Genomic DNA, 12245 nt, shown 5'->3' on the forward strand with positions numbered 1-12245 from the left:
ATCTCGATCGCCGACTTGGTGCCGTCGAGGAAGGAATTGAACATCTGCGGATTCATCCCGGCCGATTGCGCTTCGCCGGCGGTGAGGCCGTAATGCTGCCAGACGCCATCCGGCGTCACGTCGTGATAGGCCGGCAGATATTTGGTGCCCTTGCCGGCCGCGACCACACGAAAGCCGGTGGCACGCGCCCAGTCGACCATCTCGGCTGTCAAGGCCGGCTGGTCGCCATAGGCGAGCGAGTAGACGACTCCCGCTTTTCGCGCTTCCTGCGCCAGCAGTGGGCCTGCCAGCACGTCGGCTTCGACATTGACCATCACGATGTGCTTGCCGGCCGCAATCGCCGCGCGCGCGTGGCGAATGCCGACGGCGGGATTGCCGGTCGCCTCGACCACGACGTCGATCGGGCCATTGATGGCGCGCGCACCGTCATCGGTGAAGCTGGTGGCCGCGATGCGTTCGGCATCCCAGCCCACGGTCCGGCACGCCTCGCGCGCACGGTCGCGGTCGAGATCGACGATGACAGGCACCTCCAGCCCCGGCACATGCGGGACCTGCGACAGGAACATCGAGCCGAACTTGCCTGCGCCGATCAGCGCGACGCGCACCGGCTTGCCGGCAGCGGCGCGGGCCTGGAGGAGTGAAAAGAGGTTCATGCTGACATCCGATAAAGTATCATGTCCCGGACGCGGTGGAGCGTGCAACGCTCCGCCGCAGAGCCGGGACCCATTCCGCGGCGTGGGCCCCGGCTCAGCAGCGCATCACTGACGTGCTGCGCAGCGTCCGGGGCGCGAGAGAGTGTCTTACTCCGCCGCCTGCCGCGGCGCCCGTGCCAGCCGCAGCAGCGCGTCGTCGTCGACCGTCTTGATCGGCGCAAAATCGCGGTGCGCGATGTATTCCGGCCGCGTCGGGTTTCGAATGTAGTTCGAGACCGCGTTGAGCGTCAGGTACACGATCTTGCGCGGGTAGGGCGTGATGTTGCCGCTCGATCCGTGCACGAGATTGCCGTGGAACATCAGCATGCCGCCACCTTTGCCGGTCGGCGCGACGATGCCGCCCTGCTTGACCAGCCGCGTCACTGTCTCCTCGTCCAGCGTCCACAGCGGATAGGAGGTGGTCGCAAGATCGTGCGAGGCCTCCAAGTCGCCGGCGTTCTGGCTGCGCGGCACCAGCATCAGCGGACCGTTGATGGGCATCACCTCGTCGAGGAAGATCGCGATGTTCATCGCGCGCGGCTCGGGCATGCCGTCGTCGCGCTTCCAGGTGCCATAGTCCTGGTGCCACTGCCAGACGTCGCCGGTGAAGGCCGATTTCGCGTTGATCTTGAACTGGTGCATGTAGACGGGCTCGCCGAACACCTGCTCGACCGGCTCGATCATGCGTGGATGCGCGCCGAGCACGCCGAAGGCTTCGTTGTAGAGATGAGCGGCAAAGGCCGTGCGTGGCGCACCGCTTTTCTCGCGCCAGACCTCGGGCCGGTCAGCGTCGTAGATGCCGACTGCCTCGCGTGCGAGGAAATCGACCTCCTCTTGGGCAAACAACTCCGGGAGGAACAGCCAGCCCTCGCGGTGGAAGAAGTCCAGTTGCTGCTGGGTCAGTTTCATGGATCGCATCCTCCTGTTTTGTTATTTTTTCCGTCGTCATGGCCGGGCTTGACCCGGCCATCCACGGGCTCGTTTCACGCCAAGAAAGAACGTGGATGCCCGGGACAAGCCCGGGCAGGACGGCGATTGTGGCTACGCCGCCGCTTCTTCCGTCGCCTTCAGTCTCTCCTCGGTCATGCGTCCGGCCGTCTGGGCATGCGCAAGCGCGGCGCGTTCGGCCGCTTTGGCTTCGCCAGCGAGTACGTGTCCGGCAATCGTCGCGTGCTCCGCCCAGGCGCTGTCGCGATAGTCGAGCTCGGACAGCACGGTCGCCATCGAGCGGCGCATATGGGGCCATTGCGGCGCGATCGTCTCCTCGATCACGGGGTTGCCGGCGAGGTGATAGATCGCGCAATGAAACGCGACGTCGAGCGCGATCAGCTCGTTCAACGGCGTCTTGCGAGTGATGGCGCGGCCGGCCCGCAGCGCGGCCGCAAGCCGCTCGCGTCCCGCGCCATCGCGCACGATCCGTTCGGCGGCGAGCCGCGCCGCCAGCGCATCGATGGCGCTGCGCACCTCGTAGAGCTGGCGAATGCGTGCGGGATCGAGCTGCGTGACTTCGAATCCGCGCCGGCCGCTCTCGGCGACGAGACCTTGCCGATGCAACAGATGCAGCGCATGCGACACCGGCTGGCGCGACACGCCGAGCTTGTCGGCGAGCTCGTTTTGCCGGATGCGCTGACCGGGCTGCAAGGTGCGATCCGTGATCGCCTCCAGGATGCGCGCATAGACCTGGTCGATCAGATTGGGCAGCGGGTCGAGCGGGATCACGCCGGCGGCTCCTTGCGGAATACGGAATTCCGTATGCGAAGCTACTGCGAGACATGGGAAGCGTCAAGCGATGAGGTAAGGGATTGTACGTACTTGATTTTCGTCATGGCCGGGCTCGTCCCGGCCATGACGGGCCACACTCCCGGCTCTTCGTGGATGCCCGGGTCGAGCCCGGGCATGACGAACCGCCGGCGACTGCCCTCGTTTGCGAGCGCCGGCGCTGCTACTTCTTCTTGCCCTGCTCGATCAGCATGCGCGTCATCAGATAGAGTCGCGGCACGATCGAGTTGGTGTCGATGAACTCGTCGCGGGCATGATAGCCGAAGCCGGCAAGGCCAAAGCTTTCGACTACGACCGCCTTGCCGCTACGGTTGGCATAGCCGGCGTCGGTTCCTGCTCCCGTCATCTCGGCGATGTCGAGCTTGCGGCCGAGTTCGGCGTAGATCGCCTGTCCCTCCTGTGCGAGCGCGCGGCCGCGCTCGCCGGCGACGAAGGGCGGACGTGCCGGCACGATCGTCACCGTCGTCTCGGTGTCGGGCACGAGCTTGTTCTTGACCTTTTCGTCGAGCGCGGCCTGGAGCTTGGCAACGCCGTCGGAAACGGTGAGGCGGATATCGGCGCCGGCCTCGGCATCCGCCGGAATCTGGTTGCGCACGGTGCCGGCCTTCGACGTCGTCCAGTTGAGTTGCGTGCCCGGGATGGATTTCGCGACGTCCTGCGTCTGCAGCAGCTGGTGCGAAAGCTCGATTAGCGCGTTGCGCCCGAGGGCCGGTGCTGCGCCGGCATGCGAGGCGCGTCCCTTCACCTTCATCGTTGCAGTCGCGGTGCCGCTCGCACCCAGCAGCAGAGCATCGTTCTGCGCCGGCGGCGATGAGGCCGTCGGCTCGCAGGACAGCACGACGTCATGCTGATCGGCGAGCGCTGAGATGAATTCACCGGAGCCGATCGAGCTGGCCTCCTCGTCCGGATTGAGGGAGACCGTCAGCGTGGCGTAGTCGCGCCAGCCTGTGTCTTTCAGGATCTTGAGCGCGTGCAGGATCACGGCGAGGCCGCCCTTGTCGTCGGCAATGCCGGGCCCGAAGATCTTGGTGCCATCGACATGGTACGGCTCGGTCGCGAGGATGCCGCGCTGATAGACCGTGTCCATATGCCCGATCAGCATCAGCTTGCGCGTGCCCGTGCCTGTGAACGTGGCTACAACGATATCGGCGCCGGCGCCCGCGGTCGTCTTCTGCCGCCGCGTCGTGGCGCCCAGCGCTTTCAGGCGCGCTTCCGTGAAGTCTGCCATCCTGGCGAGACCTTCGATATCGCTGCTGCCGCTCTCGATCATCACCATGTCGTGCAGCGTCTCGATCAGCGGAGTCTTCTCCTGCTCAGAAGCGGCCTTCAGCTTCTCGTCGGCGGTCGCACGTGCCGTGGCGTTGGCGCTCACAAGACCGAGCAGGGATAGGGCGAAAACGGGAACGAGGCGGGATTTCATCAAGCTGTCCTTTCGGGTCTCGAGCGCCGGCACCGCCCGATTGCCGATCAGCCTAGCATCGCCGCCGCGCAGATACCAAGACGCTTGGCGTCTTACGGCTCCAGCACCTTCACCTCCAACGCGCCGATCGCGTCCGGATTGGCGATCGCCTCGATCCCGGCGATCCTGTCCCCTTTGAAGGCGACGCGCAGCGCGATCCGCAAACGCCCGCCGAGGATGACGGCAACACCCATTTGGCCATCGACGAGTGCGGGCCGTGCAGCCTGGGCGCGCCCCTTGAATGTCTCGGCTACGGCCGAGGCGCCACGGATCTCCGGCAGCGAGCCGAGGCGCACCGCGGCCTGATCGGCGCGCACGACGACATCGGGATCGAGCACGGCGAGCAGTCCCTCGAAATTGCCCTCACGCGAGGCGGCGAGGAAAGCGTCGACGATTTTCCGCTGTCGTGAAAGATCCGTGTCCGGCACCGGCGCGCCCTGCACGCGGCGGCGGGCGCGGCTGGCAAGCTGCCGCGAGGCCTCGACCGAGCGGCCGACGATCGGTGCGATCTCCTCGAAGGGAACGGCGAACATGTCATGCAGCACGAAGGCGAGCCGCTCTGCCGGTTGCAGCGTCTCCAGCACGACGAGGAGCGCGGCGGCGACTGAATCGGCCATCTCGGACTCGCGCTCACGCGCATCGTCGACCGGCTCCGGCACGTCCTGGCTCATCGGATCCTCGCGGCGCGATTTGCGTGCGCGCAGCATGTCGAGGCAGATGCGCGCGACCACGGTGGTTAGCCAGCCCCGCAAATTCGCGACATCCGAGGTGTCGCTGCGGCTGAGCCGCAGCCAGGTCTCCTGCACGGCGTCATCGACCTCGCCGCGCGAGCCCAGCATCCGGTAAGCGACGCTGCGCAAATGGTCCCGATTGGCCTCGAATTGCCGGGCTAGAAAATCTTCTTCGAAGTTTTCCTGGGGCATCGGTCACATTCCCTGTTCGCGCTCCGTCATGTCCATGACGAAGCAAATCCGCGCCTTGTGACAACAATGACGCCGGATCCGTCAAAATTAACTTCCGGCTTCGAAACGGAGACACGACATGATGCACGCACGTATGAATCATCCGGTGATGGTCCTGCCTGAGGCCATGAAGGCGATGCAGGCGCTGAGCGAGGTGAACAAGCAGGGACTGCCGGAAAAGCTCCTGGAACTCGTGCACCTGCGCGCCAGCCAGATCAACGGTTGCAGCGTCTGTGTCGACATGCATCCCAAGCTCGCCCGCAAGGCCGGGGAGAGCGATGAGCGGCTGTTCGCGGTCTCTGCCTGGCGCGACACGCCCTATTTCACGGAAGCAGAGCGCGCCGCGCTCGCACTCACCGAGGCCGTCACGCGTCTTGCGGATCGGGCGGACCCGGTTCCGGACGCGATCTGGAACGAGGCCGCCAAGCATTTCGACGAGCGCGAGCTTGCGACCCTGATCCTCTCGATCGCGACGATCAATGTCTGGAACCGCCTGAACGCGACGATCAAGATGCCGGTCGGCGTGTGGAAGGTGTGAGCGGATTCATCGCCTCTCCCCGCAGGCGGGGAGAGGCGAAGGGAGCACTTATCCCGCCAGAAACTTGCTCACCACCGCGGCATACTCCTGCGGCGCCTGTTCGAACATCCAGTGCCCGGCCTTCGCAATCACCGCGGTTTTCGCGCCGGCGATGTGCTCGGCCAGCACGCGCCAGATCAGCGACAGACTCCCTGTCGTCGCGCCGCCACCGATCAGCAGCGTCGACGTCTTGATCGCCTGCGCATCGGCCAGCGTGTAGGGCTTGCGCTGCTCGTTGATCTGGCCGAGGAAGGTGACGACGTTGTCGCGCAATTGCTGCTTTGCGACCGCCGGCACACGCCGCCAGGTGCCGTCGCCCTCGATGCCCTCATAGAAATTCCGCAGCGCGCCTTCGATGTCGCCGGCACGGATCATCTCGACCGAGCGCGCAGTGCGCGCGGCGAGCGGCGGATGCGCAGGCGTGCCTGCCGGGACCGGCAGGCTTGCGTCGAGATCGCCGCCGGGCTCGGCGAGGACGAGCTTGCGCAACAGGTCGGGCCGCGCCTGCGCCACGCGAAACGCGATGTGCCCGCCGCGCGAATGCCCCATCAGGTCGACCGGCGCGCACCCGATTTGCTCGATGAAGCCGATGACGTCGGCGACATGCTGGGCCATCTTGTAGTCCTCGCCGGCACCGTTCCAGCGCTCGGGAAAGAAATGCCGCAGGCTGACCGCGATCACGCGGTGGTTTTTCGAAAGCGGGCCGAGCACCGAATACCAGGTCCGGAAATCGCCGAGCGTGCCGTGCACGCAGACCAGCGGCGGGCCTTCTCCGACTTCGAGATAGGCCATGTCGTATCCGTTGACGTGAACAGTCTGCATGATCAGCCCGCCAGGAAATCCAGCACCACGTCCGAATATTTTTGCGGCGCCTGCTCGAACATCGGATGCGTCGTGTTCTCGATGATGGCCGTCTTAGAGTAGGGGACATGCGCACCGAGTGCGTGCAGCACTTTCGGTAGCGGGCCTTTGGTCCGGGCACCCAGGATGAACAGCGTCGGCATCAGAATCGATTCCGCATCGGCCTTCGAGAATGGTGATCGATTGTCCCTGACCTGGCCCATTAGCGTATATGCGTTGTCGCGCAGAGTCTGCTTCACGGTTGCCGGCAGTCGCGGCCAGGTGCCCGCTCCCTCCAGCGTATCCACGAACACGGCGAGGCCGCCGTCGACGTCGCCGGCGGCGATCTTCTCCGCGGCGGCCGTGAAACGCGCCAGCAGTGGCGAGCGGCCGCCTCTGTAGTCCGGATCAAGGCTGCCATCCAGCTCGCCGCCGGGCTCGGCGAGAATCAGCCGGCGCAACAGATCGGGCCGCGCCTGCGCCACGCGAAAGCAGATGTGCCCGCCGCGGGAATGGCCCATCAAATCGACCGGACCGGTCTCGACCTTCTCGATGAAGGCGATCACGTCATCGACATGCTGCGCAATGGTATAGGTGTCGCCGACACCATCCCATTGCGCGGGAAAGAAGTGCCGCAGGCTGACGCAGATCAGCCGGTGGCGCTGCGACAGCGGTCCGAGCACCGAACCCCAGACCCGGAAATCGTTGAGCGAACCGTGCACGCAGACCAGCGGCGGTCCCGCCTTGGCTTCGCCCACGTCGAGATAAGGCATGTCATATCCGTTGACGTGAAGGCTCTGCATGAAGGCTCTCGAGGGTGCGGAACTCCTGTGCAAGATTCCCGGAAACCGGGTGGATCGCAACTATTTCCAAGCCTAGATTGCGCAGGAAGATCACAAGCGGGGGCCTGCGACGAGGAAGAGCCAGGAACCTAGTCATGACCGACCAGCATTTCGTCCTGTTCGAGACCAAAATCGGCCTGTGTGCCATCGCCTGGGGCCCGCGCGGCATCAACGGCGTGCAACTGCCGATGGGCGGCGAGGACAAGATCCGCACCCGCATCCACCAGCGCCATGCCGAGGCCAGCGAGGCCGAGCCGACCGCCGAGGTGCAGCAGGCGATCGATCGCATCGTCAAACTGCTCGATGGCGAGCCGGATGACCTCACCGACATTCCGCTCGATTTCGACGGCGTTCCCGACTTCAACCGCGGTGTCTACGAGGTCGCCCGCACCATCCCGCCAGGCAAGACCATGACCTACGGTGATATCGCAAAACGCTTGGGCGGCGTGGAGCTATCGCGCGATGTCGGCCAGGCGCTCGGCCGCAATCCCTGTCCGATCGTCGTGCCCTGTCACCGCGTGCTCGCCGCCGGCAACAAGCCCGGCGGCTTCTCCGCCAATGGCGGCGTGGTGACGAAGCTGAAAATGCTCGAGATCGAAGGCGCGCTGGTGAACCACACGCCGAGCCTGTTTGATTGACACGCCGCTGCCTCAACCACAGGGTGGGCAAAGGCGCGCAGCGCCGTGCCCACCCCTTCGGAGGAGACAGAAAAGGTGGGCACGCTTCGCTTTGCCCACCCTACCGCATCTCGCCTTAAACCGCCGCACATACGAACGCATTCCCCTTGCGCCGGATCTTGCCGCCGGACGGCGAGGGGAAATGCGCGGTGCAGCACAGCGTGTCGGTGTCGCAATAGCGCTCCAGGAAGCTGCGGCGCGTCTTTGCGGCTTGCGCCTGGTCGACATCGAACTTTATCGACAGCTCCGGATAGAGCGTCTGCAGCGGCGAGTGCATGAGATCGCCCGAGAACACGGCGTCGTCCTTGCCGCGGCCGAAGGTGAAGGCAACGTGGCCGGGCGTATGACCCGGCGTCGGCAGGATGCGAACGTGATCGCCGATCTGATGATCGTTGCCGATCAGCTCATGGCGTTTGGCTTCGACCACCGGCAGCACGCTGTCGACGAAAGGCGGCACGGGCGCCTTCGCGTTCTGCTCGGACCAGTAGTCGAACTCCTGCCTTGCGAACAGATAGCGCGCCTTGGGGAAGGTCGGCACCCAGCGCCCATTCTCCAATCGCGTATTCCAGCCGACGTGATCGACGTGCAGATGCGTGCACATCACGAAGTCGATGTCATCGACCGAGATACCGGCGGCGCCCAGCGCGCGCAGGTACGTGTCGTCTGTCTTCATGTTCCATTTCGGCCGATTGGGCCGCGGCTTGTCGTTGCCGATGCAACTGTCGATCAGGATGGTGTGGTGCGGCGTCTTCACTACGTAGGACTGGAAGCACAGCATCAGCACATCGTCGTCGTCGAGCGCCTTCGCCTGCTTCATCCAGGCGCGGTTCTCGGCCAGCACCTCGGGCGTGAGTCCGGGCAGCATTTCCAGCGCCGGCACGAACGAGGTTTCCTGCTCGATGACGCGATGGATGGTGAGATCGCCGACCGAGAATGTGAGGCTCATGGGAACTCCCGCGGGTTACGCCGGCGGCGGCACCGAGATTTTCACGGAAGGCCGCTCCAGCATCTTTTGATGAAAAGCGTCGAGCTTCGGATAGGCCTTGCGCCAGCCGCAATCGGCGAAACGGAAGTCGGCATAGCCGAGCACGCAAACGAGGCCGATCTGAGAGATGTCGAACGGACCGTTGAGGACTTCGGGCCGGTTCTCGAACCGCGCCATGCCGGTCCAGGCCCGGTTCCAGTGGTCGTCGGACCAGGCCTGCCATTGCAGGCCCTGCGGCCGCACCATCCTCTCGTAGCGGCACAGCAGCATGGAATCGAGCATGCCGTTGATCAGCGAATGATCGGTCTTGGCCGACCAGCGGCGCGGGCCGTAATCCGGGATCAGATTGCCGCCGGCGAGCTCGTTGAGATATTCGACGATGACGTAGGAATCGAGGATCACCTCGCCATTGTCAGTGATCAGCACCGGCAGCTTCTTCAGCGGCGTGATGCGCGAATAGTCCTCATTCGCCTGTCCCGGTGCGACGGTTGCCGGCACGAACTCGATCTTGTCGACGAGCCCGAGCTCGATCGCGGCGATGCGCACCTTGCGCGCGAAGGGCGAGGCGGCGGAGAAGGTGAGCTTCATGCGGAATAACCTCTGTCAAAACATGCAGTCCTCATCCTGAGGAGCGCGCCTCTGGGCGCGCGTCTCGAAGGATGGGCAACGAGAGATGCTCTCGCGTCACCCGGCGCAAGACGTCGGATGACCGTGTTCCTGGCTCATCCTTCGAGACGCGCGCTTTGCGCGCTCCTCAGGATGAGGACGGAGAGCCTACGCCGCGACGATCTCCTGGCGCTGCTCGCCGAGGCCTTCGATGCCGAGCGCGACGACGTCGCCGACATTGAGGTAGGTCGGCGGCTTCATGCCCATGCCGACGCCGGGCGGCGTACCGGTCGTGATGATGTCGCCGGGCAGCAGCGTCATGAACTGCGAGACATAGGAGACGCACTTGGCCATGGTGAAGATCATGGTCGCGGTCGAGCCGGTCTGGCGGCGCTGGCCGTTGACGTCGAGCCACATCGACAGGTTCTGTACGTCCTTGATCTCGTCCCTGGTGGCAAGCCACGGTCCGAGCGGACCGAACGTGTCATGCGACTTGCCCTTGGTCCACTGACCCAGGCGCTCGGTCTGGAAGTTGCGCTCGGAAACGTCGTTGCAGACGCAGTAGCCGGCGACGTAGTTCAGCGCGTCGGCCTCAGAGACGTATTTCGCACGGGTGCCGATGATTGCGGCGATCTCGACCTCCCAGTCGAGCTTGGTGGAGCCGCGCGGTTTCTCGACCGGATCGTTGGGACCGGAAAGGGCGGTGTTGGCCTTCATGAAGATGATCGGCTCGGTCGGGATCGCCGCGCCGGTCTCCTTGGCGTGATCGCTGTAGTTGAGGCCGATCGCGACGAATTTCGAGATCCCGGTGACGGGGGCGCCGAACCGCGGCTTGCCCGAGACAGCCGGCAGCGAGGCCGGATCGAGCGCTGCGAGCTTCTTCAGGGACTCCGGCGAATAGGCCTCACCGGTCAGGTCCTTCAGATGGGCCGAGAGGTCGCGCAGCTGGCCGGATTTGTCGATCAGTCCGGGCTTTTCTGCACCCTTTTCACCATAACGAACAAGCTTCATTCTCGTCTCTCCCTGGATGGACTGGCCGGTTAAATAGCTTCATGGAACAGGGCGGCGGGAATTTCAACCGCCTATGGGCCGGTGCATTGCAGCCCTTCCCTGTAGGGTGAGCAAAGGCGCGGAGCGCCGTGCCCACCATCTCTCCACGACCGCGACAGAAGGGGTGGGCACGCGGAGCCTGTCATCGGGCGCGCGTTCGCGCGACCCCCACCCTACGATTGCAGCGCCACGAACTTGAACGCTTCCTCGTCGCGTTTGATTTGCCCGCCGGAAAAATGCCCGCCGATCACCAGCGATGGTGTATTGGCGAAGCGCGAGAACAGCTCACGTCGCGTCCTGGCTGATTGTTGCGGGTCGGAATCCACCGTCGAGCACCAGTCGAGATGCGCCATCTGGCAGGGGTGGTGGGCGGCGTCGCCCGCGAGCAACGCCTGCTCGCCGCCGGAGCGGATCAGGACGCTCATATGGCCGGGGCTATGGCCAGGCGTCGGGATCATGCTGATCTCCTCGCACAGCCGGTGATCGCTTGGGATCAGGTCGGTGAGGCCGGCGTCCACGATGGGCTTCACGGAATCGTTGAACACGGCCGCCTTGTCCGGTTCGGTCGAGTGGTCCCGCCAATACTCGTATTCTGTCCTGCCGAACACGTAGCGGGCGTTCGGGAAGGCCGGCATCCATTGGCCGCCAACGAGCTTCGTGTTCCAGCCGACATGATCGACATGGAGATGCGTGCACAGCACCGTATCGATGCTGTCGGGCGCAAAGCCCGCCGCCGTCATCGTCTCCAGAAACGGCGTGTTGCGGTTGTTCCAGGTTGGGACGTTACGGCCCTGCTTGTCGTTGCCGAGGCCGGTGTCGACGACGATGCGGCGCGACGGCGTCTCCACCACCAGCGAATGGATCGACATTTTCAGCCGGCCCTCCGCGGTGGCGAAATGCGGGATCAGCCAGGGCAGCTTCCGGATTTCCTCATTGCTTGCCAGCGGCAGGATGAAGCGCGTCGATCCGACCGTCTCCATTTCCACGAATTTGGTGATCCTGACCTGGCCTATGGTCCACTGCATCCGGCGCGTCCTCTTGTTCTGGTTGGCGCGGACATTGCGGGTTTCCGCCAGGCGCTGCAATGGATCATCCGGTGCGATGCGGCGTTATCGGGGGAACCCAGGAGGGAGCCATGCCGGAGCTAGCGATTTCCGCCGAGAAAGTCGCCTTCTTGATCGAGAAGGCGCGCGAATACGACGTCAAGGAGACGGACTCCGATCCGGACTCCGGGTCAAATCCGACCGATGACGATGCAATCGACGTGCTCCAAGACAACGGCTCCGATCCGGTCGGCCGCGAGATTACAAGCTTCATTGCCGCCCTGAACGAGGACGAGCAGATCGATCTCGTTGCGTTGATGTGGCTCGGGCGTGGCGACGGCGGGCCGGACGATTGGGAGGACTTGCGCGCCCGCGCCGTCGAGGCGCGTACCGAGTACCAAAATCCTCGACGAGAAACCGCGCACTATCTCCTGGGTGAGCCGATGCTGGGCGACCTGCTCGCCGATGGCCTCGACGCCTTCGGCGTCGACTGGACCGACGAGCGCCCGAGCGCAGATTCGTCGGGCTTCAGCGAGCGCGACGAGGATGAGCCCACGAAGCGGCGGTGATGAAAGCTCCCTCTTTGCCTGCGACAGGCATTCTCGTGCATCGACGAGAGGTCGTCATGGCCGGGACAAGCCCGGCCATGACGATGTCGCATTGCCTCATCGAGAATGTTACCGGAGGATTCCGCGCCGATGACTGGGGCAGCGTCACCGAATCAGGTCGGTGG

14 protein-coding genes (1 of these 14 cut by a window edge) are annotated in these 12245 nt (G+C 64.7%); 3 read left to right on the forward strand and 11 right to left on the reverse strand.

Annotation, left to right across the window (positions count from 1 at the left end):
* The 5 genes from SO139_RS38520 to SO139_RS38540 all read right to left on the reverse strand — a co-directional run.
* Positions 1–653, reverse strand: partial view of an NAD(P)H-dependent oxidoreductase gene (locus SO139_RS38520; protein ID WP_449382180.1) — the start only. Its footprint begins 658 nt before the window's first position; the window shows 653 of its 1311 coding nt (coding positions 1–653); it begins with the start codon at positions 651–653; its stop codon lies beyond the left edge, outside the window.
* A gap of 147 nt (positions 654–800) precedes the next feature.
* Entirely contained in the window at positions 801–1601 is an 801-nt protein-coding gene (locus tag SO139_RS38525; protein ID WP_474801111.1) for a phytanoyl-CoA dioxygenase family protein, read from the reverse strand.
* A 132-nt stretch (positions 1602–1733) separates the two neighbouring features.
* On the reverse strand, positions 1734–2411 hold the full coding sequence (locus SO139_RS38530; RefSeq protein WP_449382178.1) for a GntR family transcriptional regulator: 678 nt from the start codon (positions 2409–2411) through the stop codon (positions 1734–1736).
* Positions 2412–2634: 223 nt separating this feature from the next.
* Entirely contained in the window at positions 2635–3891 is a 1257-nt protein-coding gene (locus SO139_RS38535; RefSeq protein WP_498541661.1) for a M20/M25/M40 family metallo-hydrolase, read from the reverse strand.
* A gap of 92 nt (positions 3892–3983) precedes the next feature.
* Complete coding sequence (locus SO139_RS38540; RefSeq protein WP_449382175.1) at positions 3984–4853, reverse strand: sigma-70 family RNA polymerase sigma factor; 870 nt, start codon at positions 4851–4853, stop codon at positions 3984–3986.
* Between the two features lie 121 nt (positions 4854–4974).
* On the opposite strand from SO139_RS38540, the gene SO139_RS38545 reads away from it, so the two are divergent.
* Positions 4975–5430, forward strand: coding sequence for a carboxymuconolactone decarboxylase family protein (locus tag SO139_RS38545; protein WP_449382202.1), 456 nt, complete (start codon positions 4975–4977; stop codon positions 5428–5430).
* Positions 5431–5478: 48 nt separating this feature from the next.
* On the opposite strand, the gene SO139_RS38550 is transcribed toward SO139_RS38545, so the two are convergent.
* A complete protein-coding gene (locus SO139_RS38550; protein WP_449382174.1) occupies positions 5479–6291 on the reverse strand; it encodes an alpha/beta fold hydrolase in 813 nt (270 codons plus the stop codon).
* Positions 6292–6293: 2 nt separating this feature from the next.
* Complete coding sequence (locus tag SO139_RS38555) at positions 6294–7112, reverse strand: alpha/beta fold hydrolase (protein WP_449382173.1); 819 nt, start codon at positions 7110–7112, stop codon at positions 6294–6296.
* A gap of 134 nt (positions 7113–7246) precedes the next feature.
* On the opposite strand from SO139_RS38555, the gene SO139_RS38560 reads away from it, so the two are divergent.
* Positions 7247–7789, forward strand: a complete 543-nt coding sequence (locus SO139_RS38560; RefSeq protein ID WP_498541662.1) for a methylated-DNA--[protein]-cysteine S-methyltransferase — start codon at positions 7247–7249, stop codon at positions 7787–7789.
* Positions 7790–7904: 115 nt separating this feature from the next.
* On the opposite strand, the gene SO139_RS38565 is transcribed toward SO139_RS38560, so the two are convergent.
* The 4 genes from SO139_RS38565 to SO139_RS38580 all read right to left on the reverse strand — a co-directional run bounded on the left by SO139_RS38565 (position 7905) and on the right by SO139_RS38580 (position 11494).
* On the reverse strand, positions 7905–8774 hold the full coding sequence (locus SO139_RS38565) for an MBL fold metallo-hydrolase (protein WP_449382171.1): 870 nt from the start codon (positions 8772–8774) through the stop codon (positions 7905–7907).
* A gap of 15 nt (positions 8775–8789) precedes the next feature.
* Complete coding sequence (locus SO139_RS38570) at positions 8790–9401, reverse strand: glutathione S-transferase family protein (protein WP_449382170.1); 612 nt, start codon at positions 9399–9401, stop codon at positions 8790–8792.
* A 186-nt stretch (positions 9402–9587) separates the two neighbouring features.
* Positions 9588–10430, reverse strand: a complete 843-nt coding sequence (locus SO139_RS38575; RefSeq protein ID WP_449382169.1) for a fumarylacetoacetate hydrolase family protein — start codon at positions 10428–10430, stop codon at positions 9588–9590.
* A 212-nt stretch (positions 10431–10642) separates the two neighbouring features.
* Positions 10643–11494, reverse strand: a complete 852-nt coding sequence (locus tag SO139_RS38580) for an MBL fold metallo-hydrolase (protein WP_449382168.1) — start codon at positions 11492–11494, stop codon at positions 10643–10645.
* 110 nt (positions 11495–11604) lie between these two features.
* Here SO139_RS38580 and SO139_RS38585 point away from each other — a divergent pair, with 110 nt between their 5' ends.
* Entirely contained in the window at positions 11605–12081 is a 477-nt protein-coding gene (locus SO139_RS38585; protein WP_498541663.1) for a DUF3775 domain-containing protein, read from the forward strand.
* The last annotated feature ends 164 nt before the right edge of the window (positions 12082–12245 follow it).

It is taken from the genome of Bradyrhizobium sp. UFLA05-89 (genome assembly GCF_059803475.1).